Raw genomic sequence first — 25,623 nt, 5'->3', positions numbered from 1 at the left:
AGGATCTAGCGTTGCTAGCTGCCGAGGCAACGCTAATGCTGCTGTCGCTTGATTGTCTAGCGGTGCTAGGATCGAATCATGTCGGTACGGGAACGCAAGGAGCGCGAACGGGCGAGCCGCGAACGGCTCATCGTGGCAACGGCCCGCGAACTCGCCGAGCAGAAGGGCTGGGACGCGGTCACCACTCGCCAGCTCGCCGAGCGCATCGAGTACAGCCAGCCCGTCCTCTACAGCCATTTCCGCGGCAAGCGCGAGATCATCGGCGCCGTCGCCCTCGAAGGCGCCGCCGAGATGGCCGCGGCGCTGCGGGCCGTGACCTCCGCCGCGGACGGCCCCCGCGTCCGGGTCACCGCCCTGGCCCGCGCCTACCTCGACTTCGCCGAACGCAACCCGGCGGTCTACGACGCCATGTTCCAGCTCGACGGCGGCCTGGCGTTCGCACGCGAGGACACCCCCGAGCCGCTGAAGGACGCCTTCGCCGCCCTGCTGGAGAACCTCGGCGAGGTCGCCGGGGACGGCGTCCACCCGGCACTGTTCACCGAGACGTTCTGGGCGGCCCTGCACGGACTGGCCACCCTGACCCGGGCGCGACGGCTCCCGCCGGAGGACACCGAGCGCAGGGTGGAGCTGCTGGTGGACCGGCTCGTCGTGGTCTGACACACCGTCCTGGCGGCCACGCAGCAGGGGTCCTGGGACCCCGCTGCCTGCCCACGGCATCGCCTCCGGCCACTCGCGCCCACACGGCGCGGCCGCGGATCGCCGGGCCCCGTACCTGGCGAGCGTGCGATAGGTTGCCCGCCATGGCTGAACCCGCGTCCGTCGCCTGGCCACCTGCCCCGATCAAGACCGAGCGGCTCGTGCTCCGCGAGTCCGAGGCCCGGGACCGTGCGGCGTTCATCGAGCTGTTCGCCTCGCCGGAGGTGGGCACCTACATAGGCGGCCCTCGACCGCGCGATGAGGTGGAGCGCGTGCTGCCCGAGACGCCCGAGAGGCGGCCCGGCCTTTTCGTGGTCGAACTCGACGGAGCGATGATCGGCACCATCGAACTCAACCGGCGCGACGCGGAGCGTCGGAGCCATGTCCGCCCGGATGCCGGGGAGGCCGAACTCGGCTACCTGTTCCTGCCACAGGCGTGGGGACGCGGGTACGCCGCCGAGGCGTGCGCGGCGGCGCTCGGCTGGTTCGCCGACGCGCTTCCCGGCGAGCCGGTGGTGCTCTGCACCCGGACCGCCAATGAGCGCTCGATGCGCCTCGCGGCCAAGCTGGGGTTCACCGAGGTGCGACGGTACGAGGCGTGGGGCGCCGAACAGTGGATGGGCGTGTGGTCCCCCCGCGTCAAACGAGGATGAGCCCTGCGGCCCCTGACCGGGCCAGGCCGCGGTGGTTCATGGGCGGGCCCGTCGGGTCGGCCGCGTGGTGGGGTATCCGCCGGGGCGGACCCTGCCGTGGAAGGGGCCAAGGTGTGACGGCCGGGCAGGACATGGCGTAATGGGTGCCTGTTCTTGTCGGAAGGAGCCGCGCCCATGCCCCTCAGCGTCCGGGAACTCGTCGCGCGCCGTGAATTCGGGCTGACCGTGGCCGCCGGCGCGAGCGGGCTCGACCGGCCGATCAGTTGGGTGCACGCGAGTGAGGTGTGCGATCCCACGCCATGGCTGGAGGCCGGTTCTCTGGTGCTCACCACCGGCATAGGGCGCGCGGGGCCCGAGTCCGTGGCCGCCACGGCCCGCCGACTCGCCGCGACGGGAGCGGCGGGCATCGGGATCGCCGTCGACCTCGTCTATGACGACGTGCCGCCGGAGGTCGTGCGGGTCGGCGCGGAGACCGGTCTGCCGGTGCTCGTGGTGCCGTACACGACCCCGTTCGTGGCGCTCGCCCAGGCCGTGGCCAGCCGGATCGCAAGTGAGGAACGCTCCGCTCTGCACCGCGCACTGCACCTCTATCCGCGGCTCACCACCGCGGCGCTGGAGCTGGGCGCGATGCGGGGCACCACGCGGGAGCTGGCGCGGGAGTACGGGGGCTGGGCGGCGGTCGTGGACCCGGCGGGCGAGGTGCTGGCGGTGGCGCCGGAGACCGCGGTGGCGGATGCCGCCCGCGCCGCGTCCGCCGCCGCGGTCTCCGGCCAGTCGCTCTCCGTCGTGGACTCCCACGGCCATCTCGTCGGCCACACGCTGGGACCGGGGGCCGCACGGGGGCGCCTCCTCGTGTGGCGTGAGGAGCCCTTCGCCCGCCCGGACTACACGGTCGTGGCGGCCGCGGCCTCGCTGGTCACCTACGACGTGGAGCAGCGGCGCCGGACTCGGGCCGAGGGCCACCGGGCCGCCGCCGAGGCGGTGCGCGAGACGCTTGAGGAGGGCGCCGACCCCGTGACGGCCACGCGGCTGCTCACCTCATGGGGGCTCGATCCGCAGGACATCACGGTGATGGTGCTCCGGACACCGCTCGCCGCGGGCACGTACGACGTCCTCACCGACTACGCGCCCCCGGTGCTGGCCACGTCGACGGATCGCGGGGAAACGGTGCTGCTGACCTCGCGGCCGGCCGAGGTGCTCGCGGCGCTCCGGGATCCCGCGGGGCCGCTCGACCGGGTCTGCCCCGGACCCGCGGGGGTGAGCGAGGCGGTGTCGACCGGCAGCCTGGTGCAGGGGCTGCGGCAGGCCCGGCAGGCGCTCGCGATCGGCCTGCGGGAGGGCCGCGCCGTCACCTCCATCCGCGAACTGGGCGCGATCGAACTGTTGCTGGCCTCCGCTGAGCGGTCGGTTCCCGACATCCTGGTGGCCCGGGTCATCGATCCGCTGCGCCGTGCCGAGGAGGACCGTGGCGTCCCGCTGATCGCCACGGTCCGCGCCTTCCTCGACAACAACGGATCACTGGCCCGGGCCGCCGCGGAACTCGGCATCCACCGGCACACCCTGCACCACCGCCTCGGCGTGGTGGGCCGGGTGCTGGACCGTGACCTGGACTCCGCGTACGTACGCCTCGAACTGGCCCTGGCCCTGCAAGCTCACGCGCTCGGGGCGGACGGCACGGCCTGAGCGGCAGGGACGCCGACCGCGTCGCGGACTCCGGCGGAGTCCGGCAGTTCCTCGAAGGCCAGCCCCGCGACAGCGGGGTCGGGCCGGGTGACCAGGGTCAGCGTCACGAAGACGACAAGGGCCGCCGCCATGCCGTACATGACGGGTTCGTTCGCGTACAGTCCCGAGATCGCCATGAAGGCGACGCATACCGTGGAGCCGGCCAGCACCCCGCCGATCGCCGCGACCGCCGTCGAACGTCGCCAGAACATCGCCCCGACGACGGGCACCAGCAGCGCCGCGGCCAGCAGATCCGCCGCCACGGTCACGGCCCCCACCACGCTGTCCACGGCGTACGACACCGCCAGCGCGACAAGGCCGACGGCGAACAGGGTGATCCGGTTGGCGCGCACGCTGCTCAGCCGCCGCCCGCCCAGCGGCCGCAGCACATCGTTGGTGAGCACCGTGGACGCCCCGATCAGCAGGCCGCTGGCGGTGGACATGGACGCGGCCAGGGCGGCCGCCATCACCAGCCCGAACAGCCCGACCGGCAGGACGAGCGAGGAGATGCGGGCGTAGGCGTCATCGGGGTTGGCGAGGTGGGGCAGCACCACCCGGCCCGCCGTGCCGATGAGGGCGCCGGCCAGGCCGTACAGGGCGCAGTAGAGGCCGGAGACGATGGCGCCCCAGCGGGCGACCTTCTCGGAGCGGGCGGTCAGCAGCCGCTGCCAGTTGCCCTGGTCGATCATGAAGCCGAAGAAGAACAGCAGGAAGTACGCGCCGATCGTGCTCATGCCGATGCCGGTCGGCGAGAAGAATCTTCCCGGCAGCTCGGCGCGCATCGCCGAGAAGCCACCTGCCTTGTGGACGACGAGCGGCAGCAGCACGGCGAAGACGCCGAGCGTCTTGACCATGAACTGCACCACGTCGGTGAGGGTGATCGACCACATCCCGCCCGCGACGCTGTACAGCATGATCGTGGCCCAGCCGATGAACGCCGCCGTCGTGGGCGGTATGTCGAAGACGACGGTCAGTACCGTGCCGATGCCGATGATCTGGCCCACGCCGACCATGAGCGTGTAGAAGACGACGATGACGGAGCTCAGAACCCCCGATGGGCGGCCGAAGCGGCGGCTCATGGCGTCCGGCACCGTGTAGACACCGCTGCGGAAGAGCCTGCCCGCGAAGAGCACACCGATGGCGGCGATGCCGATCGCGAGGGACAGCACGAGCACCATGCCGGAGATCCCGTACTGGTATCCGAGGCTGACGCCGCCGACGGTGGACGCCGCGCCCAGCACCACGGTGCTCATGGCCGAGGTGTACATGAACGGGCCGAGTCGCCGGCCGGCCACCGTGAAGTCCTCCGAGGTCCGGCTCCGGCGCATGCCGAGGTAACCGGCCCCGACCATCAGGAGCAGGTACAGCAGGATGATGAGCTTGTCGATCATGAGAGCGCTCCTTCGGGAGCCGCGTCGGGCGACCCCCCGTGGACGACGAAATGTGCCACGAGATAGGCGGCCAGGTTGGCGGTCCGGTCGTGCAGGTCGGTGAGCGGGTTGACCTCGGTGAGGACGAGGGCGTCGACGTACGGGGCCAGCCGCTGCACCAGGTCGAGCGCCTGGAAGGAGGTCAGCCCGCCGGGCTCGTGCGCACCCGCGCCGGGGGCGTGCGCGGGGTCGACGCAGTCGATGTCGAAGGCCAGCAGCACCTGGTCCGCGGCGGCGATCTGGGCGATCACGTCCTCTGCGATGGCCTCGGTGCCGCGCCGGTGGATCTCGGCGGCGGGGATGTTGCGCAGGCCCGCCTGCTCGCGGAAGGAGAGCGAGGAGGGGAAGTTGAAGTGCCGGGAGGCGAGCTGCACGCTGGCGGCGAGGTCGACGTTCGGCAGTTCGCTCGCCCTGCGCATGCCGGACGAATGGCTGTGGGCGCCTTGCTGTTCGCTGCGGTCGAGCAGATCGAGGTGGGCGTCGAGGTGGACCACGGCGACGGTGCCCGCGGTCGACTCCGCGAGGCCGCGGGCCGCCGGGTAGAGCAGGCTGTCGTCGCCACCGAGCAGCACGGGCGTATGCCCGGCGGCGAGCGTGTCGCGCACACCGGCGGCGGCGCCGGCGAGGGTGGCCTCCAGGTCGTGGGCGACGGTGTGGACATCGCCGCCGTCGGTGAGCAGGTCATCGGGGAAGGGGTGCAGCGCGGCGTGGTCGAGGCAGTAGATCTGCCCTCCCTCGCGGCGCTGGAGGATCCACCGCATCCCGGCACGGATACGGTCCGGGGCATAGCGGCTGCCGGGCCAGCCGAGGGTGGCGGCGCCGTCGAAGGGGGCGCCGAGCAGCGTGAAACGGCGGCTGGTCCGGGGCAGGGCGCGGGCGGTCATCTGGCTCCTCGCGCGCCCGTGGCATGCAGCCTGCGCTGCTTCGCCACATCGCGAGTGCCATCGAGCGCGGTTCGTCGGTTGGCCGCCCATCGTTCAGCACCCGTCCAGCCCGTACCCCCGGCCCGGATGTCGAACGTACGGGTCATCCACTGGCCCGTCCGGCGATGGACACGAGGCCCGTCTGGGGTGCACGGGCGGGCGGTCAGACTACGGCCAGTGTGGGACTCGCAGTGCCCGTGGGGCCGTCAGGGGCGCCGTATGGGGGAGACGGCGCCCCTGACGGGGCGTTCCCCGGTCTGCGCGGACGGGAACATCCCCGAGCGCACGGCGGCAGCGCGCTCCTTTTCACATCCCGGACTCGGAATCATGCTCCGGGCCGCGACGAGACCTGTCCGCATGGAGGGCCCGGCGGAGCGCCATCAACGGGTACGGGGTCTCCCTGTCCTCGTCCTGGATCGTGACGTAAAAGTCCGTCATCACTGCGGCGAGCGGTGCGTGGCGGGAGAGGATCGCCCTGGCCTCTCGCGGTCCGTCCGGCGGGTCCTCCCCCTCCGCGCATGCACGAATGAGTGCCTCGCGTTCTTTCCGCTCGTAGCCGTACAGATTCGTGATCAACCAGTTCACCAGCCAGCTGCGCGTGTAGCAGAGATCGTAGGTCCGGTGCAGTTCGAAGAAGCTGGTCTCGGACGGTGAGAGATCGAATTGGGCGGAGAGGGCGAGGCCGTAGTCGGCGAAGTAAAGGCGTCGGCCGTCGGTCAGGATGTTGTGAAAATGGGCGTCGAAGTGCAGAAGCCCGCGAGCGTTCAAGAAGGACGTGCCGGCCTCCAGCCCACCCTCCACCAGGGAACAGGCCAGGTCGGCAGACTCTTCATGAGCCTGCACCTGCTCGGTGAGCCACTCGTGGAGAGTCTGCGGGATGTATTCCACGAACAGCGCGAGGCTCGCAGAGGAACGCTGAAGGGCCTCGATACGACGACGTACCTCCGGCCTGCCTCCCCAATAGGCCACGACCCGCTCCACATCCGCGAGTTCCTCGGGCAGCGCGGCCGTGTCCGGCAGCACGCGCCAGTGGTACATCATCGGGAACCCTTGGTGCTGCCCTCCGAGCACCCAGTTCGTCGTCATGATGTGAACGGCGAGCTCCCGCCATGCCCCGAAACCAGGCCCCCCACCGACTCCGTACTGGCAGAAAGTGGGTATTCCGAACAGGTTGGCCGTGGATCGTGCATGCTCCGGCAGCCGCTCCATATCCGTGAGCGGCACCCGCTTCACGAAGACCGGCTTGCCCTCAACCTCCAGCAGCGCAGACCTCCCGCCGATACCGGAGCCAAGCGGTACGGCAGCGTCCACAAGCTCGCTCAGCTGGCGATCACTTCGAAGGGCGAGAGACGTGGAGACAGTGCTGTAGGTGGCCAAGCGCGCGTCTTCTGACATATGGAGAAGGCTGCCACGGTCCAGCGCCGGCAGGCAGCACGGAAGAGGCTCGCCGACCACAAGATCGTCCTCTTGGTCCGGAAAACGCCTGCGTAGCGATCGAGGAGGTGGATGATCAGTTCCTCGGCGTCGGCCTGCATACGGTCGAGCGTGAGCGGCTCGTCGAGCCGGTGGTTGTTCGCGCCGAATGTCTTGCCCGCACCGCGCTGGTCCCACTGCACGACGGTGAAGAAGTCCTCCCACGGCCGCTGGAAGCTCCATGCTCGCCCATCATGGGCGAGCGGGGGCCGCCGTACGCGTCCCACGGCGTCGGCGTCGTACCGAAGCTAGCTTAATTAAAGAGGCTTAGTTAGGGCCTGGGGCATGACACCGGTCGCTCGTCGGCCTCTGAGAGGGGATGTCCATGACCTCTGGCGTGCGCCGCCAGGAAGGAGATGCCCGGGTCCTGGGCGACCGGCACCAGACCCCATAGGCCGCGGTAGAAGTCGAGTTGGGCCTCGTAGTCGGGAACAGCGAGGTCGACGTGGCGCAGGTGGGTCAGCAGACGTTGTGTCATCGTGTCGTCCCTTCAGTGCTGCTCGGCGGCGCAACGGGTGATCTGTGTGCCGAGTCCGGTGATGGTGCTCTCCATGACGTCGCCGTCCCGCAGGAGCCGGCCCCGGTGGATGCCGTTGCCGGCGGGGCTGCCCGTGAGCAACAGGTCCCCGGGAAGCAGCTGGGTGGTCTGCGAGGCGTAGGAGACGAGGGCGGCGACATCGAAGATCATGTCCTTGGCCCAGTCGTCCTGTTTCACCTCGCCGTTGAGCTTCAGGGTGAGGCGAAGGCCCTCCGGGGCCCCGATGTGCTCCGCCGGGACGAGAAAGGGGCCCAGCGGGGTGAATCCGGGCAGGTTCTTACCGGGTCGCCAGTCGGCGCCGATCCGCCCGAGGTCGTCGCGGAAGACGGCATCGCGCGCGGAGACGTCGTTGGCGATCGTATAGGCCCCCACATGGGCGAGCGCCTCCTCGCGACGGACGCGGTAGGCGGGCTTGGTGATGACCGCGCACAGTTCCAGTTCCCAGTCGACCTGCTCCGACCAATCGGGGAGTCGCAGGTCGTCATAGGCGCCCGCCAGCGAGGAGTGCAGCCCGGAGAAGACGTACGGCTCGCCTTCGGCGGCGCGCCGGTCGACCCCGGCCGCGGCCTCGGCGCGGGCCACCTCCTCGGGGCGGTCGTCGTCCGCCAGCCGATGCGCCAGCGTCAGCTCGATCACGTGCTTGCGGTAGTTGGCGCCGGCCTGGAGGATCTGGTGGGGCTCCACGGGCGGGTGCACACGGAGCTCCTCCAGCGGCAGCCAGTCCTCCCGCCGCGGCGCGTCGGCGAGACGCCGCAGCTCCGTGAGCGCCTCGTCCCAGTTCTCCAGCAGCTCACGCGTGGTGCGTGCGCCGCCGGGTGACCTCAGCGTGCTGAGGTCGAGAGCGCGGTCCCCGACAACCAGTCCGGGGAAGGGCGCGGCTTCGGCGAGCGAGAAGGTTCCAAGGGCGAAGGGACCGGCGAACGCCACATTGCGGGTCATGGTTCAGAACGCTCCTTTGCCGAACGAGCCGCCGAAGAACAGCAGCGGCGTACCGTCCTCACGCATGGACAGGTCGGTCACCTCGCCGATGACCACGATGTGGTCTCCGGCCTCGTGGATGGCGCTGATCCGGCAGTCGATCGTGGCCAGCGCTCCGTCGATGTGTACGGCCCCGGTGGGGGAGGCGCGCCAGGGGATGGAGCTGAACTTGTCCTCGGCCCGCCGTCCCAGTGCCGCGCAGATGTCCTTCTGCTCCTCGGCGAGGATGCTGACTCCGAACCGTCCGGTGGGCTCGATCTGGGCCCAGCTTCCCGATCCCAGCCCGATGCAGACCAGGATCAGCGGCGGTTCGATCGAGAGGGAGGAAAAGGACTGGCACGTGAGCCCCGCGGGCTCGCCCTTCTTGTCCAGGCCGGCCACGATGGTGAGCCCGGAGGCGAAACGGCTCATGGTCGTGCGGAACTCACGCTCGTCAATGGTGCGGCCGACGTCACGGTTCGCGATCTGATGGCTCATGGTCTCCTCCTGTACGGGTGTGGTCACGGGCACTTGGCGGTGGGGAGTCAGAGCATGGGGTCACGGACGTCCAGACCGAACGCTTCCCGGCCGAAGAGCACCAGCGCCTTCTCCGGGTCATTGGTGATGTGGCCCCGACCCGTGTGCACGTCACGCCAGGCCCGCTGAAGCACATTGCCCCCGGCGCGCATGGCGCCTCCGCCCGCGTTGTCCATCAGCAGGTCCACGGCCTTCACGGCCCGTTCGGTGGCCAGCACCTGATCGCGGCGCAGGCGGGTGCGCAGCCGCATCGGGGGCTGCTCCCCGCGCTTGACGCACTCGTAGAGGTCGCTGATGTTGCGGCTCAACTGCAACCAGGCGGCGTCGATGTCGCTCGCCGCGCGGGCGGCACGGACCTGCGCGAAGGGATCCTCGGAGACGGGGCCGCCACCCGAGGCGCGGATGCGCTTGCGCATGGCGGTCAGATACGCCTCGTAGCCGGCCTCGGCCATGCCCACGATGGGCGTCGCAATGGCCGAAGTGAAGATCGAACCCAGTGGGAGGCGGTATACCGGCTCCTGGTTCACCGCGTGGCCGGGCCGGGTCCAGGACGCGACCTGGTCCGCGGCGATCGTCCGGTACGCGGGGATGAAGGCGTCCTCGACGATGATGTCGTTGCTTCCCGTGCCCCGCAGCCCCACCGTGTCCCACACCCTGTCGATGCGGTAGTCGCGGCGCGGTACGAGGAAAGTGCGCATCTCCAGCGGGCTGCCGTCGTCGTTGCGCACGATGGCACCGACCATCGCCCAGTCCGTGTGGTCGCTCCCGGAGGAGAAGCCCCACCGCCCCGACAGCCGGTACCCGTCCGCCAGGCGAGTCACCTTGCCCATCGGGGCCAGCGACACGCACAACCGGGCATCGCGGTCGGCACCCCAGACATCCTCCTGCGCCTGAGGGTCGAAGAGGGCCATCTGCCAGGTGGTGGTCCCCAGCACGCCCGCGACCCATCCCGTGGAACCGCAGGCGCGGCCGAGCTCCCGCAGACAGGAGTAGAAGACCACCGGATCGGCGCCGTAACCGCCGTAGAGCCGGGGCTGCAACAGCCTGAAGACCCCGGCTTCGGCAAGCTCCTTGATCGTGGCCTCCGGTACGGAGCACCTTGCCTCAGCGTCAGACGCCCGCTCTCGTATCGCGGGAAGCAGTTGACCGACCGCCGCCAGTACTTCGTGTTCGCTCATGCGCCTTCTCCGGAAAACATCGTCGTAATGAGCCGCTCGTCCCTCCGAGCTTCCGGTCAGGACACTATGGATTCCCAGTCCGCTGTGAACTGCCACTTTCCCGCTGAGCGGGAACCGGCTCTCTTCCGCTGCGCGGAAGCACGGGGCGGCCCGGGAACGGGAGTACATCCACGTCGCGTCAGCGGGCGGCGGCCCAGGGGAGCAGGGAACGACAGCCGCTCAGGTCCGGCCCTGGCGGCGGGTCCGGCGGTACTGCTCGAAGAAGTGGAGCGCCTCGGGGCGGTCCAGGGACGCCGGGTTGACCGCCTGGTCCACGCGGGCTCCGGCCAGGATCCGCTTGACGGGCACCTCGATGCGTTTGCCGGTGAGGGTGTGCGGGACCGCGGGTACGGCGATGATCTCGTCCGGCACATGACGCGGTGACAGCTCGGTGCGCAGCGCGGCTGTCACGGCCCCGCGCAGGTCGTCGTCGAGGGTCGCACCCTGTGCGAGGACCACGAAAAGCGGCATCCAGTAGCCACCGTCCGGCTGTTCCAGCCCGATGACGAGCGACTCCTCGATCTGCGGCAGGCGCTCCACGACTTCGTAGATGTCCGAGGAGCCCATCCGCACACCCTGCCGATTGAGGGTGGAGTCGGAACGCCCGTGGATGACGACCGACCCGCGACAGGTGTGGGTGATCCAGTCCCCGTGCCGCCAGACGCCGGGGAACATGTCGAAGTAGCTGGCGTGGTAGCGGCGGCCGTCCGGGTCGTTCCAGAAGTACAGCGGCATGGACGGCGTCGGCTTGGTGACGACCAGTTCGCCGACCTCGTCCACGACCGGCTTGCCGTCCGGGCTCCAGGACTCGACGGCGACGCCCAGGTTCGGTGCCTGGATCTCACCGAGGTGGACCGGGAGCGTAGGCACACCGCCGACGAACGAGCCGCAGACGTCGGTGCCGCCGCTCATGGAGACGAGCCAGACGTCCGAACCGATCTCGTCGTAGATCCATCGGAAGCCGTCCGGTGGCAGGGGAGACCCTGTGGTGCCGACGGTGCGCAGACCGGCGAGGTCGAGGTCGCGACCGGGGTGGACGCCGGCCTTGCGGCAGGCCATGACGTAGGCGGCGGAGGTGCCGGACACCGTGGCACCGGTGTCAGCGGCGACGCGCCACTGCGCGTCGGCGGCCGGGTATCGAGGACTGCCGTCATGTGTGACGATGCTCGCGCCCACCAGCAGACCGGCCAGCAGATAGTTCCACATCATCCAGCCGGTCGAGGTGTACCAGTAGAACCGCTCGCCGGGGCCGAGGTCGAGATGGAGGCCGGCCTGCTTGAGATGCTCGATGGTGATGCCCCCGTGGCTGTGCACGATGGCTTTGGGAGGGCCGGTGGTGCCCGAGGAGTACAGAACCCACAGAGGGTGGTCGAACGGCAGTTGCTCGAAGACCGGCTCGACGTGTGCAGGGCCGCTTCAGGAAGCCTGGAGTGCCACCTCGAACACCTCAGCCGGTGGCGACTCGACGCCGGTTTCCGCCGCGGTGCGCTCACGCACCGCGGCGTGCCCCTCCGGGTGGCGCGCGCCTTCCTCGGTCTCCCAGAGGGAGATCAACAAGGCCCTCTCGTTGTCGCGGTCGGTGAGGAAGTAGATGGCTTTGAAGCCCGAAAGGTCAGGCGCGGTCGGGAGTTGCTTCCGCATGAACGCCGTGAGCTCGTCAAGTTTCTCGGCCGGTTGGTGAAAATTCTGAACCCGAGCGAACATAAAGAGGCCCTTCCATGTGCGTCCCGTAACGAGACATCAATGTCTCATTGCTCGACACTCATGTCAATCTGAGATACGATCTCGGCTGACCGACGTTGAGGATCAGGGAAAATGACCAAGGGCGAAGTGCTACGCGACCTCACCGAAGCCGCGATCATCGACAGCGCGGCGACAGTGCTTGCCGAGCGTGGCGAGGCCGCGACCATGGAGGAGATCGCCCGCGCCGCCGGAATCGCACGCGCGACTCTCTACCGTTACTTCCCCAACCGCGAGAAGCTGCTCCGGGCCATGACCGCGGCGAGCGTTCAGGAGCTCGCGGTACGGATCGAGGAAGCCGACCTCGAAGCGGTCCCGTTCGAAGAGGCGATCGCTCGCCTGGCACGTGGCATGATCGCCACGGGAAGCAAGTACAAAGCGTTGGGCGGAGACAGCGCGAAGTACATCGGCGCCTACCCCGACGCCCATGCCAAGGTGATCGAGCCGATCCGCGCGCTGTTCGACCGCGCCGTCGTGGCCGGCTCCGTGCGGGAGAACTTCCCTTCCGATGTCCTCATGGACCTGTTCTCGGGCCTGATCACGGGAGCACTCGAGACGACGGCCAGCGGGCGCAGGGGGATCGAGGAGACCGCCGCCGCGGTATCGAGCCTCTTCCTGAGCGGCGCCGGCGCCTCTTGACCGAAAGGTCCATCCGGCTCCATCGGCCCCTGACCCGCTTCGCGGCCGTCCTGCCAGCCTCCGTGCCGGACGTGTATGTCCCTTGGCCGGAGCACATGTTCAGATAAGGGCCGCTTCGGTGTACGGCGGTTACGGAACCGGTGATCAAGCTCGACGTACCATTCGACGCCGGACGTCAAAGATCAAGCCAGGGCCTTCACGGCAGGGGCTGTTCGGTCCAGATGCACTTGCCCTCGGCCGTGTAGCGGGTGCCCCAGCGCTGGGAGAGGGCGGCTATCAGCTGTAGCCCCCGCCCGCCCTCGTCGGTCTCGGAGGCATGGCGGATCCGGGGCGTGGTGGGGCTGGTGTCGGACACCTCGCAGATCAGCCCGTCACCGCGCAGCAGCCGCAGCCGGAACGGGCCCTTGCCGTGCCGGATGGCATTGCCCACCAACTCGCTGACCAGCAGTTCGGCGGTGATGACCAGCGGTTCGAGGTCCCAGCGGTCCAACTGCTCGCGGACGTGTTCCCGGCCCTCGCCCGCCGCGATCGGCCCGTCCGGCAGGCACCACACCGCGACATCACCGGGTGCGAGGGCGTGGGGCCGGGCGATCAGCAGCGCGGCGTCGTCCGCCGTCCGCTGCTTCTCCGGCAGCAGCTCGGCCAGCACCTCGTCGCACATCCGCTCCAGCCCGGCCGGGCCGGGCGCGGCCCCCAGGCGGCTCGACGCGACGGACAGCGCGCTCGCCAGATGCCGCATCCCGCGGTGGATGTCCTGGTTGACGGACTCGACCAGCCCGTCGGTGTAGAGCACCAGCAGACTGCCCGCGGGCAGCTCGACCTCGACCGTCTCGAACGGCGGCAGCGCCGCGCCCAGCGGTGGGTCGGGGGTGAGGCCGGGGAACCGGACGGGCTCCCCGGGGCGTACCACCGCGGGCGGCGGATGTCCGGCGCGGGCGAAGACGCAGCGCCCCGCGACCGGGTCGTACACCGCGTACAGACAGGTCGCGTAGAAGTCGTCGCCGAGATCGCTGACCAGGTCGTTCAGCCGGGTGAGCAGTTCGGCGGGCGGGACGTCGAGGTCGGCGAGGGTGTGCACGGCGGTCCGCAGCCGCCCCATGGTGGCCGCCTCGGCCAGCCCGTGCCCCATCACATCGCCGACGACCAGCGCCACCCGGGCGCCGGACAGCGGGATCACGTCGTACCAGTCGCCGCCCACGTCGATGCCCTCGCTCGCGGGCAGATAGCGGGCGGCGGCAGTGACCGAGCGCAGCGCGGGCAGGCCGCGCGGCAGCAGTCCGCGCTGGAGCTCCTTGGCCCGGGTGTGCTCGGTGTCGTACAGCCGGGCCCGTTCGATGGCCTGGGCCGTCAGCCCGCTGAGCGCGGTGAGCAGCGCCCGCTCCTCGCCGTTGAGGTGGCGCGGCTCGGCGAAGGAGATGACCTGGCAGCCGATGGCGCGGCCGGAGACCATCAGCGGGAGGAAGGCCCAGGCGGACTTGGCGGCCGCGGACGGGCGCCAGCCCATCGATGGATAGCGCGCGATGTACTCCTCGGGTGAGTCGATGAAGACCGGCCGACGGCTGTGGTACACCTCGGAGACCGGGGAGACGTCTTCGACGGAGGAGCCGTCGAAGGTGTCGAGGAAGTCCCGCCCATAGCCGACCGACCCGGCGATCCGGATGATGTTCCCCTCGATCAGCTGGACCACGAACCCGGAGGCGCCGAATGGTGGCAGCACCCGCTGGGCGATCGCGTCCACCACATCGCGCATGGTCAGGGCCTCGGCGAGGGCGGTGGTCAGCTCGGTGACCCGGGCGGTGCGCTGGACCGCGGCGCGTTCGGCGGCGGCCTGCCCGGCCTCGCGCAGCCGACGCTCGGTGATGTCGGCGGCGTACACGGTGAGCCCGTCGACCACCGGGACCAGCCGCATCCGGTACCAGCGCCGGTCGGTGGGCCAGTGGACGTCGAAGCCGGCCGGGGCGGCGTCGGCGACGGCCCGCAGGTAGCGCGTCCGGAGATCCGGTTCGGCGGAGTCGATCCCCAGGTCGGCCAGTACGTCCCACAGGACGCGGCCGAGCGGGGTGCGGAAGCCGCCGAGCAGCCGCTCGGCGCCGCGGCTGACGAAGGTGAGCCGCCAGTCGCGGTCGACGGTGAACAGTGCGTCGGTCATCTGCCGCAGGATGCGGGCCACCGGGGCGTCGGCCGCGACGGGGCCCGCCGGGCCCTCGGCTGCTGCCTGGTCGGCCAGTGCCCGGTCGGGGGGCCGCAGCCGCGGGCCCGCCCAGGCGGCCAGCTCCTCGACGGCCGCGCGCCGCCGCGGCGGGGGCTTCTGGGCGGCCAGCACGGACAGCGCGCCCAGCGCCGCGCCGCCGCTGCCGTCCGCGGCCGGGAGCAGCGGGACGGCCAGCAGCCCGCCGGCGCCGGGCAGCGCCGGGACCGTACCGCCCCGGCCGCTCCCGGGCGCCCAGCGCATCACGCGCAGTGCCGTGGCCCGGGCCGGGGCGCTGGGGCCGCCCTCCGTGAGCTCGGCCCAGTCCCGGGCTCGGGCCACCGTACGCGCCAGCCCGTGCGCCGCGACCAGCACCAGCCGCCGGGTGCCGGGGACGCGCAGATGCACCATGCCGCCCAGCCCGCCGGACTCCGTCACGGCGGCGTCGAGCGTGAAGGCGGCCAGCTCGGAGTCGGCCAGCTCCTCGCCCGCCTTGATCATGGTGCGCAGCCGCGCGCAGGTGGCCTCGTCCATGGATGCCCCTGCTGTTCCAGGAAAGCCGTTTGATTCCAGTTCTTACTATATGAGGCTTCGTGGCGCGTTGGGCCGGTCAGACGGCCGTCAGCCCCGGGGGAGGCGGTCCATCGGCGCCAGCGGGGCGTGGATCACCGGGGGGTACGGCGCGGCCCGGACCAGGGCGCCAAAGGCTCGCCGAACCAGAAGCACGACGACGGGCAGCCTCACCCGCTTCTCCACTCTCACCTTCGCTCAGGCATCAGTAGCAGTGATGAGTGACATCAACATATTCGGTCTATTCCGATACGAGACCGTCCGCCATTCTTGCGTCACCCACAGGGCCATGCGGAGAACGTACGCAATCCCGCTCCGCGGCCGGCAACTGCCTCCCATTTTCGTGGCTGATACCACCCAACCCAAGAGGACCGATATGAAGGCACCAACCTTGGGCGCGAAGATCGCCGCCATGGCTGCCGCGATATGCCTCACGCTTTCCGCATGCGGCGGCGCGGCCAGCAGCTCCCAGAGCGGCGGCGGTGCCGCCGGCCCGACGGCTGATATCAAACGGGCCAAGGCGGCGATCGCGGGCTACGTGGGGCATCCCAGCCCCTTTCCGATCGACACTCCTCTGGTTCGGAAGCCGACCGGCAAGCGCATCGCCTTGGTGGACTGCGGCACGACGATTTGCGGACTCTTCTACACGCTCGCCAAGCCGGCGGCAAAGGCCCTGGGGGTGAAGCTGACCCGCATCAAGGCCACCATGGCCGCGGACAGTGTGGCCGGCGCGTTCGACACCATTGTGCAGGACAAGTATGACGGTGTCTTTGTGCCGGCCATCCCCATGCTGCTGTGGCAGGCGAGCCTCGACAAGCTCAATGCCGCACACATCCCCGTCGTGACCGCGGGAATCACCGGGACGGACAGATCGAAGATCCCGGTTGCCGCGTTCGATACAGACGCGATCAATCGAAGCGCCGAACTCCTCGCCGACTATGTGATCACACAGCACGGAAACGACACGAACGTCGTCTTCTACAACACCCCCGAACTCGCGTTCTCCAACCTCTTGCAGAAGCGGTTCGTGTCCGAGATCGCCACACTCTGTCCGCGCTGCAAGGTGCGCACAGCCAAGATCCCGGCCGCTGCGTTCGGGACCACGGCACCCAGCGTCGTGGTGGACGACCTCCAGGCCAACCCCGACACCGAGACGGCCGTCTTCGCGGTGGGAGAGCAGGCGGCCGGTCTCCCGGCCGCGCTCAAGACGGCCGGCCTGTCCGTCGAGGTGATCGCCAACTCTCCGGACCCGCTGTCGCTCCAGTACATCAAGGACGGTGACTTCTCCGCGGGTCTGGGCAGCGACCTTCCGGTGATCGCCTGGACGCTCATGGACTCCCTGGCACGCCTGTCGACCGGTCAGAAGCCCGCTCCCGGCGCTGTCGCCGATGTCATCCCTCAGCAGTTCCTCACCCGCAAGGAGTTGACGGGCGACGTCAGCCACAGCTGGGTGGCCTACCCGGACTACGCCAAGCGCTTCGCGGCACTCTGGTCCGCGGCGTCGTGACGGCTCGCTCCCACATGAGGAAGAGGCATCCATGAGCAGACCTCTGCTGCGGGTCAGGGGACTCAGCAAGACGTTCCCTGGTGTCAGGGCCCTCCGGGACGTGTCGTTGACCGTCTCCTCCGGCGAGGTCGTGGCCCTGCTGGGCCACAACGGCAGTGGCAAGAGCACCCTGGTGAAGATCCTGGCCGGTGTGTACGACGCGGACGACGCGACCACAACCCCAATCCGCTGGAACGCCGGATCGACATCGACGGCGTCGAGTACCCGTACTTCGACCAGCTCGTCTGGGCTGGTCTGGCCACCATGCCCGGCCTGCCCGCCACCGCCATACCAGCGGGCCGGACCTCCGATGGCCTGCCGATGGGAGTGCAGCTCATCGGTCCGATGTTCGAGGACCGCACCCCGTTGCGGCTGGCCGAACTGCTCGAGCAGAAGATCGGCGGCTTCCAGGAACCGAGGTAGGGCGTACTACCGGGTGTCCGTCGAGGATGAGGTGCGGATGACGTCGCCAAGCGCGAGGCGTACCCCGAAGCCGTCGAGCAGGCCCACGCCGACTTCGCCGTCCTGAAGGCCGGCGAAGTCCCCGGGCCCCGCCTCACTCTCCCTGACAGAGCGTCACTCTGATTACAGAGAGCTGCTTTTCGCTTCGCCGCAGCTTCGGGAGAGCAATGCCTTCACCGACGGCAGGCTTGTGCCGCGCGGTCGCCCGCACCTTCAGCTCGTCGGTGTCCGGCCACGCGGGGGCGGGCGAGCGGAGCCGGTGAAGGGCACGCTCGGCCCGGACTGCGCCCGGGCCGATGACTGCGCGAACCCTTGACAGAGCGCCATGCGATTGGTTCTGTACACGACAGGCTATTTTGAGCGCTCAAATAGCTACGAACAGCGGCCCGATGGAGCAATCACCCTGTTGACCGATGTGCGGAAGCGGTGGATCCGACTTCCGTACGGACGACCTTGGAGCGCGATCATGAAGCGACTGAGACGTCTCCACAGCCTCCTCGCCGTCAGCGTGTGCGGTGCTCTGGCCGCCGTGCTGTCGCTGCTGAGCCCCGCGCCCGCCCAGGCATCCCAGACCACCATCCACAACGCCGACCCGAGCGTGATCCGGGTCGGCGGTACGTACATCTCGGCGGAGACCTCCGGCGGCGGCATCGCCGTCCGGGAGGCGTCCTCCCCGAGCGCGCTCGGCGCGGCCACCGCCCGGAAGGTATGGACGAACCCCAGCGGTCGCGGCGAGGTGTGGGCACCGGAGATCGTCGTGGACGGCGGCCGGTACTACATCTACTTCACCGCCGGCGCCGGCGCGGCCCACCGGATGTACGTGATCAGCTCCGCCACCGCCAGCGGCGGGTACGGGAACGAGACGAAACTGGCCCTCCCGGACGACAAGTGGGCGATCGACGGCAACATGTTCACCTTCGAGGGCCAGCGCTGGTTCGTCTGGTCCGGCTGGGCGGGCGACACCAACGTCGAGCAGAACCTCTACCTGGCCAGGATGAGCAGCCCGACCACGCCGGCCGGCGCGCGGTACATCATCTCGCAGCCGCGCGAGAGCTGGGAGCGTGTGGTCGGCAACCCGTACATCAACGAGGCGCCGAACGCGATCAAGGATCCCAACGGCCAGCTGCACATCGTGTACTCGGCCAACGGCAGTTGGAGCGACCAGTACTGCATGGCCGACCTGCGGCTGCGGGCCGGCGGCGACCCGACGTACGTATGGGACTGGTACAAGTCGAACGGCTGCCTGTTCGGGTCGCACGCGGCCACGATGATGAAGGGGTGGGACCCCACCCTGTACGTCGACGGGTCCGGCAGCCACAGCTTCGTGCTGCTCAACGGTGACATCAACACCAGCCCGCCGGCCGGCCCGACGTTCCCGCTGATGTTCACGGCGGTCCCGAAGGGGACCCCGTACTCCTGGTCCGCCCGCTACTGGTTCACCGGGAGCTTCTGCTGGTGGGGCGACACCACGTACACCCGGGCCAACGTCCCCGGCGACACCAGCAACACCGGTTGGAGCCTGAAGTTCTTCGAGTAGGCGTGCCTGGCCCGGCCCCATCCCCGACCCCCATGGAGGGACGCGACCATGCCAGGTCCCGTGCCACCGCTTTTGCGAAGTCGCCACCACATGTCCCCGGGCGCCGTGCTGGCCGCCCTCTGCCTGCTGGCCGCGACGCTGCTCCTCGGCGCCGGACAGGCGTACGCCGCGCCCGCCGGCGCCGACCAGCAGGTCCGCCTCGGCACGCCCTCCGGCGGTGAGTCCGACGGAGGCGTGCGCATCATGCCGCTGGGCGACTCGATCACCGACGGGTTCAACGTGCCCGGCGGCTACCGCTCGGACCTGTGGCAGTACCTGGTCGCCGACGGTCACGCCGACGACTTCGTCGGCTCGCAGTCCAACGGCCCCGCGCGTCTCGGCGACCACGACCACGAGGGCCATCCGGGCTGGCGGATCGACGAGATCGACGCACACGCCGCCGACTGGGTGCGCGTCACGTCACCGCGCACGGTCCTGCTGCACATCGGCACCAACGACATGGTCCAGAACCACGACCCGGCCGGCGCCCCGGCCCGGCTGTCCACGCTGCTCACGCACATCACCGACGCGGCCCCCACCGCCGACGTGCTGGTCTCCGACCTGGTCCCGCTCGCCGACCCGGTCCTCGAAAGCCGCGCGGCACAGTACAACGCGGCCGTCCCCGGCGTGGTCTCCGCGCTTGCCGCGCAGGGTCGGCATGTGCACTTCGTGGCCATGCACTCCGCGCTCACCACCGCCGATCTGGCCGACGGGGTGCACCCGACGGCCGGCGGCTACTCCAAGATGGCCGCGCGCTGGTACTCCGCGCTGGTCTCCTCGCCGGTCACCCGCTGGGAGGCGGAAAACTCCGCCTACGCGTCCGTGCACGACGCCGACCTGTTGTCCAGCCCCACCGCGTCAGGTGGTGTGAAGGCCGGCCATATCGACAACGCCGACAGCTATCTCCAGTACGTCATCACCGCCCCCTACACCGGGGTCTACCGCATGTACGTACGTGCCGGAAACGGCATGGGCTCCACCTGCACCCATCTGCTCACCGTCGACGACGCCCCCGCCGTCACCGTCGCCTACCCCTCCTACGGCTGGGAGGAGTGGTCGATGACCGGCGTCGACGTCCACCTCCGGCAGGGTGCCAACACCCTGCGCTTCGCCAAGGGCACGTGCTACGCCGAGATCGATGCGATCGACTTCGCCACCCTCGGCGCACCCACTCCCTGGATCTAGCGCCTCCCCGGCGGGCCGCCGACGCCATCGGCGGCCCGCCGGGGAGGACACCTCCGCGGCCGCTTGCTCCGCTCCCTACTTGAGTCCTCCCGCGGTCAGGCCGGAGACGATGCGTCGCTGGAACGCCAGAACCGCGAGGACAAGGGGGACGGTGACCACGACACCGGCCGCCATCTGAGTTCCGTAGGGCTGGTCGAAGCCGTAGGCCCCGGTGAAGCGGGAGATGGCGACGGTGGCCGTTTGCATGTCCTTCTTGTTGACCATGGAAAGCGCGATGATGAAGTCGTTCCAGGCCGCGATGAACGTGATGATCGCGGTCGTGAACACACCGGGTGCCGCGAGCGGGAGGATGACCTTGCGGAAGGCTTGTCCCCGGGTGCATCCGTCGATCATCGCCGCTTGTTCCAGTTCGGCGGGGAGCTGGCGGAAGAACGATGTCAGGTACCAGACGGCCAGCGGAAGGGCGAACGACAGGCTCGGCACGATCATGGCCTGATAGGTGTTGATCCATTTGATGTCGGTGAACAGCTTCAGCAGCGGCACGACGATGGAGATCGGCGGGAACATGGATATCGCGATGATGACGGCCGCGACCAGGTTCTTGAAGCGGAACTCCAACCGCGCCAGCGCGTAGGCCGCAACGGTACCGATCACCAGCGTGACCACCGTGGTGATGCCCGCCACCACGAGGCTGTTGAGCAGAGCCCGTCCGAATCCGACCTCGGGTTTGAACACCGCGCGGAAGTTCGCGGTGGACCAGGGCCTGGGCAGGGCGGAGAGCTGGAACTGGTCGGAGGGCCGGCGGAACGCGGAGACCACCATCCAGAAGAACGGTGCCAGACAGTAGACGACGATGACGGCTACGCCGAAGTAGCGGAGGACGGCCGCGGCACCCGGGCCCTTGGCACTCGCTCTCCTGCTGGGCCGGTCCGTGGCGTGGGTGGTCATGCGGGAGTTCCCCTTCCTGCGAGCGGGCGCGTTGCCGACCGGCGCCGACGTGCCGGAGTCCTGGTCCGCGCTCCGGCGAGGAGATCTGCGCCGAGAATCTTGACGAAGGCGTACGCGACGATGACGACGTACAGGAACAGCAGCGTGGCGTAGGCCGCGGCAGGCCCGTAGTGCAGGTTGTTGGCTTCGTTGAAGGCGAGCACCGACAGCGTCTGCACGGAGTACTTCTGGTTTCCCACCAGCAGGTAGGGCAGGTCGAACATGCGCAGGACATCGAGGAGGCGGAACAGCACGGCGACGAGGAGGGCCGGCTTGATCAGAGGCAGTGTGATCTTTCGGAACCGAATCCAGGCATTCGCGCCGTCCACCCGGGCGGCCTCGTGGAGTTCGGCGGGAATGAGCTGGAGGCCGGCGAGGGTGAGCAGGCCGATGAAGGGGGCGGTCTTCCAGGTGTCGGCGATGACGACGGCCCACTTGGCCGGCCAGCCGTCCGCGGACCACAGGATCTGCTGCCCCAGGAGGTTGTTGGCGATGCCGTTGGCGTCGAAGACCCATCGCCAGAGCAGGCCGGATACGGCGGTGGGAACCGCCCAGGGCACCAGGATGCTGGCGCGCAGGAGGGCACGGCCGCGCAGCGCGTGATGCATGATCAGGGCCATGGCCAGGCCGATGACGGTTTCCAGAACCACGGTGGTGATCGTGAAGAACGTGGTGTTGCCGAAGGCGTTCCAGAAGCGGGAGCCGTTGGCCCCGGTGAAGGCGTCGGTGTAGTTGCGCAGGCCGACGAAGTGCTCGCCGCTGATGACGAAGCCGTTCGCGTCCAGTCCCTCTCCTCGCTGGTAGAGGGACCCGCGCAGGGCGGACACCAGCGGGTAGCCGATGACCAGGGCCAGGACGAGAAGTGTGGGCGAGAGCAGGAGGGCGGCGAGGCGGCCTTCGCCGCGATGGGCGCGGCGGATTCGGCTTTTCGGTGCGGGCTTTGCGTGCGGTGGAGCTGCGGCGGGTGCGGAAGTGGTCATGAATGGCTCGGTCTTCCGTGCGATCAGTCGGGAGGAGACGACGGGCCGGACGCGGGGGGAGGGGACGCGCCCGGCCCGTCCGTTCACGGCTGAGAAGTGAGCTGCGTCAGCTTGTCCTGTAGCGAGGCCAGCGCGGTGGCGGGATCGGTCCGGCCGGAGAGCGCAGGGTAGACGGCGTCCTGGATCGCCGCGGACACATCGCCATAACGAACGGCCTGGGGACGTGCGACCGCGGTGTCCAGCGACTTCTTGAGGCCGGCCAGGTAGGGGAACTTCTTCTGGAGGGCGGGGTCCTGGTACAGGGCGGTTCGGGTGGGAGCGGTGGACGCGGCGAGCAGGTTGGCGCGTTCGGACCTGTCGCTCGTCAGGTAGGTGATGAAGTCGCGGGCGGTCGTCTTGTGCTTGGTGAACGAGGAGACGGCGAGGTTGTAGCCGCCCAGGGTCGAGGAGCCGGTGCTGTCGAGGCCGGGCAGGGGTGCGACGTCGAACTTGCCGGTGACCTTGGAGGAGCCGTCGGTCTTGTTGGCCAGGTCCCACACGTAGGGCCAGTTGCGCATGAAGATCACTTTTCCGGACTGAAACGCCTGCCGTCCGTTCTCTTCCTGATAGGTGAGGTCCTCGTGCGGGATGGTGCCGTCCTTGAAGGCGTCTGCCATCCAGGTGAGTGCGGTCTTCGCCTGGGGGGTGTCGACCGTCGGCTTGCCGTTGGCGTCGAAGACATGCCCGCCGGAGGACTGCACGGCTTCGGAGAAGTTGACGACCAGGCCCTCGTACTTGTCGAACTGCCCCGCGTAGCAGGATGCCTTCTTGGCCTGAGGCTGTGCCTTTATCTTGGCGCAGTCGGCCTGCATCTCGCGCCAGGTGGTCGGTGGCGTCTTGATTCCCGCGGCGGTGAGCAGATCGCTTCGGTAGAAGAGGAGGCCGCCGTTGGTCTGCCACGGCACGCTGTAGAGGGTGCCGCGGTACTTGGCCGATTCGACGGCGGCCGGGAGCAGGCCGCTGGTGCTGGTCGAGGCGGGTATCGGGTCGATCCACCGGTTGGCCGCGAATGCGGCGGTCCACGTCACGTCCAGCCCCAGCACGGAGAACGCGCTCGACTTGACCTGGCCGTTCTGCTGGAGTTGCTGTAGTTGGGCGTCGGCGGCTGCCGGGAGTTCGTTCAGCGTGACCTTCTCCGACGGGTGGGCGGCGTTCCAGGCGTCCACCTGCTTCTGCAAGGCGCCGGAGGTGTCCTTGCCGACCGCGAAGGTGATGGGGCCACGATCGGTGCCACCGCCTGACGTGGACGTCTCGTCCTTCGCATCGCTGCCGGAGCAGCCGGCCAGGATCAGGGCACCGGTGGCTGCCAGGGCCGCCAGGCCGGCGGTTCTCGATGTGCGCCAGGTGGTGCGGGTGCGGCTCATGCGGGCTCCTTGCGGTGAGGGAGGGTACGGGCGGGGAAGCGGGTGCGGCTCGCGAGGGGTCGTCGCAGAGCCGGGGAAGGGAGTCCCGGTCAGGTGTGTCGAGGCTCGGGAACGGCTGTCAGGAGGCCCGGGCGATCGCCGGATTCGGTGCCCGTGCTCGTGGAGTCATGGCTTTCGAGGTAGTCGATCATCGCCACGGCCCCGGCCGAGGCCCATGCTTGCGGACGGCAGGCGTTGGGGTAGGCGAGAACGGGCTCACCATCATGGGCGGAGGTGCCCGCGTACAGTTCCGGAAGGCGGAAAGCGAACTCTTCGGCGGCGGTGACGACACCTTCCGCCAGCGAATGCGCGGCGGCGTGGTGACCCTCGGCGGCCAGCCCGAGCACCGCGATGGCCGTGTCGTGCGGCCAGACGCTGCCGCAGTGGTAGCTGTGCGGGTTGAAGGCCCTGCTCGTCGAGGACAGGGTGCGCAGTCCATAGCCGCAGTCGAGGTCGGGGCGTGACAGGCGACGCGCCACCAGGTCCGCCTCATGGGAGTTGAGCAGGCCGGTGCCGAGCAGATGCGCCATGTTCGAGGCCGCTCCGTCCACCGGCCGTTTGTCCGCGTCCAGGGCTATGGCGGGATAGACGCCGGTGGCGTCGTCGATCCAGAAGGTGGCGCGGAACCGCTGTTGAAGCCGGGCTGCCCAGTCCCGCCAGCGGTCGGCTCCGGGCAGTCCGAAGGCGTCGAGGAGGGTGGCGCCCTGGGTGGCGGCCGCATACGCGTAGCCCTGCACCTCGCACAGCGCCAGCGGGGATGCCACGCGTCGCCCGTCCGCCCAGCGCACGGCGTCCGGGGTGTCCTTCCACCCCTGATTGGCCAGGCCGCCCCGGGTGGAGGACCGGTACTCGATGAAACCGTCCGCGTCGCTGTCGCCGTGGGCCGTGATCCACTCCAGCGCCGCGAGCAGGCTCGGGAGAAGCGCCTCGATCTCGGCCTCGTCCACGCCTGCCTGCCAGGTGCTGTGCAGGAGGCGGACCCACAACATGGTGGCGTCGATCGTGCCGAAGTAAAGGGGAGGGATGACCATGTCGTTCAGGCGCAGAGTCTCCCGGCGGACTTCGTGCAGAATCTTGCCCGGCTCCTCCTCCGCCACGGCGTCGTGACGTTCCCCCTGGCGCCGCTGCAAGGTACGCAGTGTCCCGAGGGCCAACCGCCGGGCACCGGGCAGAAGCAGGGAGGCCGACCACAACGCGTCGCGGCCGAAGAGGGTGAAGTACCAGGGGCTGCCGGCGGCGAGGAAGGAGTCCGCGGGCTCAAGGGGATCGGCCAGCAGCATGCGCTGAAGATCCCGCAGACTCGCCTGGAGCAGTTTGCGGCGCTGGGGGTCGCGCGGCTCCTCCGCTCCGGTGGTCCGGTGGGCGAGTACGGGCGGATTCCGCGGAGCGACGGACAGGAACGTACGCTGGGCCGTCTCCGGATCGTTGTTCCGGGCGGTCGCCCGCAAGGTGACCCCGGACGGTTGCTCCGGCGCCAGGTCGACGGTGAACGACAGCACCACGTCCGCGTCCTCGGACGTCATCCGCGCCGGAACCGGTTCCGCGGTCAGCAGGACCTCCTGTACCGCTCCGGCCCAGCACGCGCCTCCGGCCACGGGCCGAGGAGCCACGTGAGGCGCCTGCCGGCCGCCGCGCACGACATGGACCGGTGCCAGATCGGTTCGGGCACGCGCCCGCACGGTCGCCCGCACGGGGGCGGCACCGTAATTGACCAGCTCCAGTCGTTCCTCGAGCCCGTCCTGGCCCACCGACCGGTAGCGGTGCATCACCACCGATGGATCGGCGCCCTCGTCACCGTCCAGGCGTACACGGGAGGTGAAGACGGCACTCGCAGGGCCCTGAAGCCGGCATCCGACCGGCTCGACCACAGCGTCGGCCACCTCCACCTCCAGGCCGGAGAGCGCCCGGTAATCATTGGTGTAGAAGCCGTCGAGCCCCTCCGCACGTATCTGGCCGTCGCCGGAACTCAGGCACACGGAGGGTGCCCAGAGCAACGTGACCAGTTCGTGCAGAGAGCTCTGGCGGAAGTGGCTCACATCGCCTCCGTGAACTCGGACGGGTGGAGTTGCGGTAAAATTTGAGCGCGCAAATCGCGAGGAAGCGAACCGTAGCAGACCGGACGACCGCCGACCAGGGACCGAGTTCAGGGACAATGCACTGCG

At 69.6% G+C, this 25,623-nt stretch carries 20 protein-coding genes and 4 pseudogenes; 9 read left to right on the top strand and 15 right to left on the bottom strand.

Features of this window, described 5'->3' with window-relative positions; all coding sequences use genetic code 11:
- Positions 1 to 78 precede the first annotated feature (78 nt).
- From NQU54_RS13570 to NQU54_RS13560, 3 genes are all read left to right on the top strand, one after another.
- Positions 79 to 657: a TetR/AcrR family transcriptional regulator gene (locus NQU54_RS13570; RefSeq protein WP_257631281.1), complete on the top strand. Its 579-nt coding sequence runs from the start codon at positions 79 to 81 to the stop codon at positions 655 to 657.
- A 143-nt stretch (positions 658 to 800) separates the two neighbouring features.
- On the top strand, positions 801 to 1,349 hold the full coding sequence (locus NQU54_RS13565) for a GNAT family N-acetyltransferase (RefSeq protein WP_257631280.1): 549 nt from the start codon (positions 801 to 803) through the stop codon (positions 1,347 to 1,349).
- A gap of 174 nt (positions 1,350 to 1,523) precedes the next feature.
- Complete coding sequence (locus NQU54_RS13560) at positions 1,524 to 3,032, top strand: PucR family transcriptional regulator (protein WP_257631279.1); 1,509 nt, start codon at positions 1,524 to 1,526, stop codon at positions 3,030 to 3,032.
- Here the strand turns inward: NQU54_RS13560 and NQU54_RS13555 are convergent.
- The 10 genes and pseudogenes from NQU54_RS13555 to NQU54_RS13510 all read right to left on the bottom strand — a co-directional run bounded on the left by NQU54_RS13555 (position 3,002) and on the right by NQU54_RS13510 (position 11,850).
- Positions 3,002 to 4,462 carry a sodium:solute symporter family transporter gene (locus NQU54_RS13555; protein WP_257631278.1) on the bottom strand — a complete coding sequence of 487 codons (1,461 nt, stop codon included), beginning with the start codon at positions 4,460 to 4,462 and terminating at the stop codon, positions 3,002 to 3,004. The genes NQU54_RS13560 and NQU54_RS13555 overlap by 31 nt on opposite strands.
- Positions 4,459 to 5,385 carry an arginase family protein gene (locus NQU54_RS13550; RefSeq protein ID WP_257631277.1) on the bottom strand — a complete coding sequence of 309 codons (927 nt, stop codon included), beginning with the start codon at positions 5,383 to 5,385 and terminating at the stop codon, positions 4,459 to 4,461. The genes NQU54_RS13555 and NQU54_RS13550 overlap by 4 nt, the downstream gene beginning before the upstream one ends.
- A 345-nt stretch (positions 5,386 to 5,730) precedes the next feature.
- The gene (locus NQU54_RS13545; RefSeq protein WP_257631276.1) at positions 5,731 to 6,819 is read right to left on the bottom strand and encodes a BUD32 family EKC/KEOPS complex subunit; all 1,089 of its coding nucleotides are present in this window, start codon (positions 6,817 to 6,819) and stop codon (positions 5,731 to 5,733) included.
- A complete protein-coding gene (locus NQU54_RS13540; protein ID WP_257631275.1) occupies positions 6,744 to 7,040 on the bottom strand; it encodes a hypothetical protein in 297 nt (98 codons plus the stop codon). Before NQU54_RS13540 ends, NQU54_RS13545 begins: the two co-directional genes overlap by 76 nt.
- 197 nt (positions 7,041 to 7,237) lie before the next feature.
- Positions 7,238 to 7,375, bottom strand: a pseudogene (locus tag NQU54_RS13535) (VOC family protein); the annotation flags it as partial.
- Between the two features lie 12 nt (positions 7,376 to 7,387).
- A complete protein-coding gene (locus NQU54_RS13530; protein WP_257631273.1) occupies positions 7,388 to 8,374 on the bottom strand; it encodes a fumarylacetoacetate hydrolase family protein in 987 nt (328 codons plus the stop codon).
- 3 nt (positions 8,375 to 8,377) lie between these two features.
- Positions 8,378 to 8,890, bottom strand: a complete 513-nt coding sequence (locus NQU54_RS13525; protein WP_069868049.1) for a flavin reductase family protein — start codon at positions 8,888 to 8,890, stop codon at positions 8,378 to 8,380.
- A 47-nt stretch (positions 8,891 to 8,937) separates the two neighbouring features.
- A complete protein-coding gene (hsaA, locus tag NQU54_RS13520; protein WP_257631272.1) occupies positions 8,938 to 10,107 on the bottom strand; it encodes a 3-hydroxy-9,10-secoandrosta-1,3,5(10)-triene-9,17-dione monooxygenase oxygenase subunit in 1,170 nt (389 codons plus the stop codon).
- A 219-nt stretch (positions 10,108 to 10,326) separates the two neighbouring features.
- Positions 10,327 to 11,553 (bottom strand): annotated as a pseudogene (locus NQU54_RS13515) (acetoacetate--CoA ligase); the annotation flags it as partial.
- A gap of 9 nt (positions 11,554 to 11,562) precedes the next feature.
- Positions 11,563 to 11,850 carry a hypothetical protein gene (locus NQU54_RS13510; protein WP_257631271.1) on the bottom strand — a complete coding sequence of 96 codons (288 nt, stop codon included), beginning with the start codon at positions 11,848 to 11,850 and terminating at the stop codon, positions 11,563 to 11,565.
- 111 nt (positions 11,851 to 11,961) lie between these two features.
- On the opposite strand from NQU54_RS13510, the gene NQU54_RS13505 reads away from it, so the two are divergent.
- A complete protein-coding gene (locus NQU54_RS13505; RefSeq protein WP_257631270.1) occupies positions 11,962 to 12,525 on the top strand; it encodes a TetR/AcrR family transcriptional regulator in 564 nt (187 codons plus the stop codon).
- Between the two features lie 196 nt (positions 12,526 to 12,721).
- On the opposite strand, the gene NQU54_RS13500 is transcribed toward NQU54_RS13505, so the two are convergent.
- Entirely contained in the window at positions 12,722 to 15,247 is a 2,526-nt protein-coding gene (locus NQU54_RS13500; RefSeq protein ID WP_257631269.1) for a SpoIIE family protein phosphatase, read from the bottom strand.
- A gap of 427 nt (positions 15,248 to 15,674) precedes the next feature.
- On the opposite strand from NQU54_RS13500, the gene NQU54_RS13495 reads away from it, so the two are divergent.
- The 5 genes and pseudogenes from NQU54_RS13495 to NQU54_RS13475 all read left to right on the top strand — a co-directional run bounded on the left by NQU54_RS13495 (position 15,675) and on the right by NQU54_RS13475 (position 20,052).
- A complete protein-coding gene (locus tag NQU54_RS13495) occupies positions 15,675 to 16,790 on the top strand; it encodes a sugar ABC transporter substrate-binding protein (protein ID WP_257631268.1) in 1,116 nt (371 codons plus the stop codon).
- 31 nt (positions 16,791 to 16,821) lie between these two features.
- Positions 16,822 to 16,995: pseudogene (locus tag NQU54_RS13490) on the top strand (ATP-binding cassette domain-containing protein); the annotation flags it as partial.
- A gap of 5 nt (positions 16,996 to 17,000) precedes the next feature.
- Positions 17,001 to 17,252 (top strand): annotated as a pseudogene (locus tag NQU54_RS13485) (amidase family protein); the annotation flags it as partial.
- A 505-nt stretch (positions 17,253 to 17,757) separates the two neighbouring features.
- Complete coding sequence (locus NQU54_RS13480; protein ID WP_257631267.1) at positions 17,758 to 18,828, top strand: glycoside hydrolase family 43 protein; 1,071 nt, start codon at positions 17,758 to 17,760, stop codon at positions 18,826 to 18,828.
- A 90-nt stretch (positions 18,829 to 18,918) separates the two neighbouring features.
- Entirely contained in the window at positions 18,919 to 20,052 is a 1,134-nt protein-coding gene (locus tag NQU54_RS13475) for a GDSL-type esterase/lipase family protein (protein ID WP_257631266.1), read from the top strand.
- A gap of 75 nt (positions 20,053 to 20,127) precedes the next feature.
- On the opposite strand, the gene NQU54_RS13470 is transcribed toward NQU54_RS13475, so the two are convergent.
- From NQU54_RS13470 to NQU54_RS13455, 4 genes are all read right to left on the bottom strand, one after another.
- The gene (locus NQU54_RS13470) at positions 20,128 to 21,000 is read right to left on the bottom strand and encodes a carbohydrate ABC transporter permease (protein ID WP_257631265.1); all 873 of its coding nucleotides are present in this window, start codon (positions 20,998 to 21,000) and stop codon (positions 20,128 to 20,130) included.
- Complete coding sequence (locus NQU54_RS13465; RefSeq protein WP_257631264.1) at positions 20,997 to 22,019, bottom strand: carbohydrate ABC transporter permease; 1,023 nt, start codon at positions 22,017 to 22,019, stop codon at positions 20,997 to 20,999. The genes NQU54_RS13470 and NQU54_RS13465 overlap by 4 nt, the downstream gene beginning before the upstream one ends.
- An 83-nt stretch (positions 22,020 to 22,102) precedes the next feature.
- A complete protein-coding gene (locus NQU54_RS13460) occupies positions 22,103 to 23,422 on the bottom strand; it encodes an ABC transporter substrate-binding protein (protein WP_257631263.1) in 1,320 nt (439 codons plus the stop codon).
- Positions 23,423 to 23,511: 89 nt separating this feature from the next.
- Positions 23,512 to 25,497, bottom strand: a complete 1,986-nt coding sequence (locus tag NQU54_RS13455; protein WP_257631262.1) for a glycogen debranching N-terminal domain-containing protein — start codon at positions 25,495 to 25,497, stop codon at positions 23,512 to 23,514.
- Between the last annotated feature and the right edge of the window lie 126 nt (positions 25,498 to 25,623).

The sequence above is a fragment of the Streptomyces malaysiensis subsp. samsunensis genome (assembly GCF_024519315.1).
GTDB lineage: Bacteria > Actinomycetota > Actinomycetes > Streptomycetales > Streptomycetaceae > Streptomyces > Streptomyces malaysiensis.
Note: the sequence above shows the minus strand (reverse complement) of the source record. Positions and strands in the feature narration are given on the sequence as shown.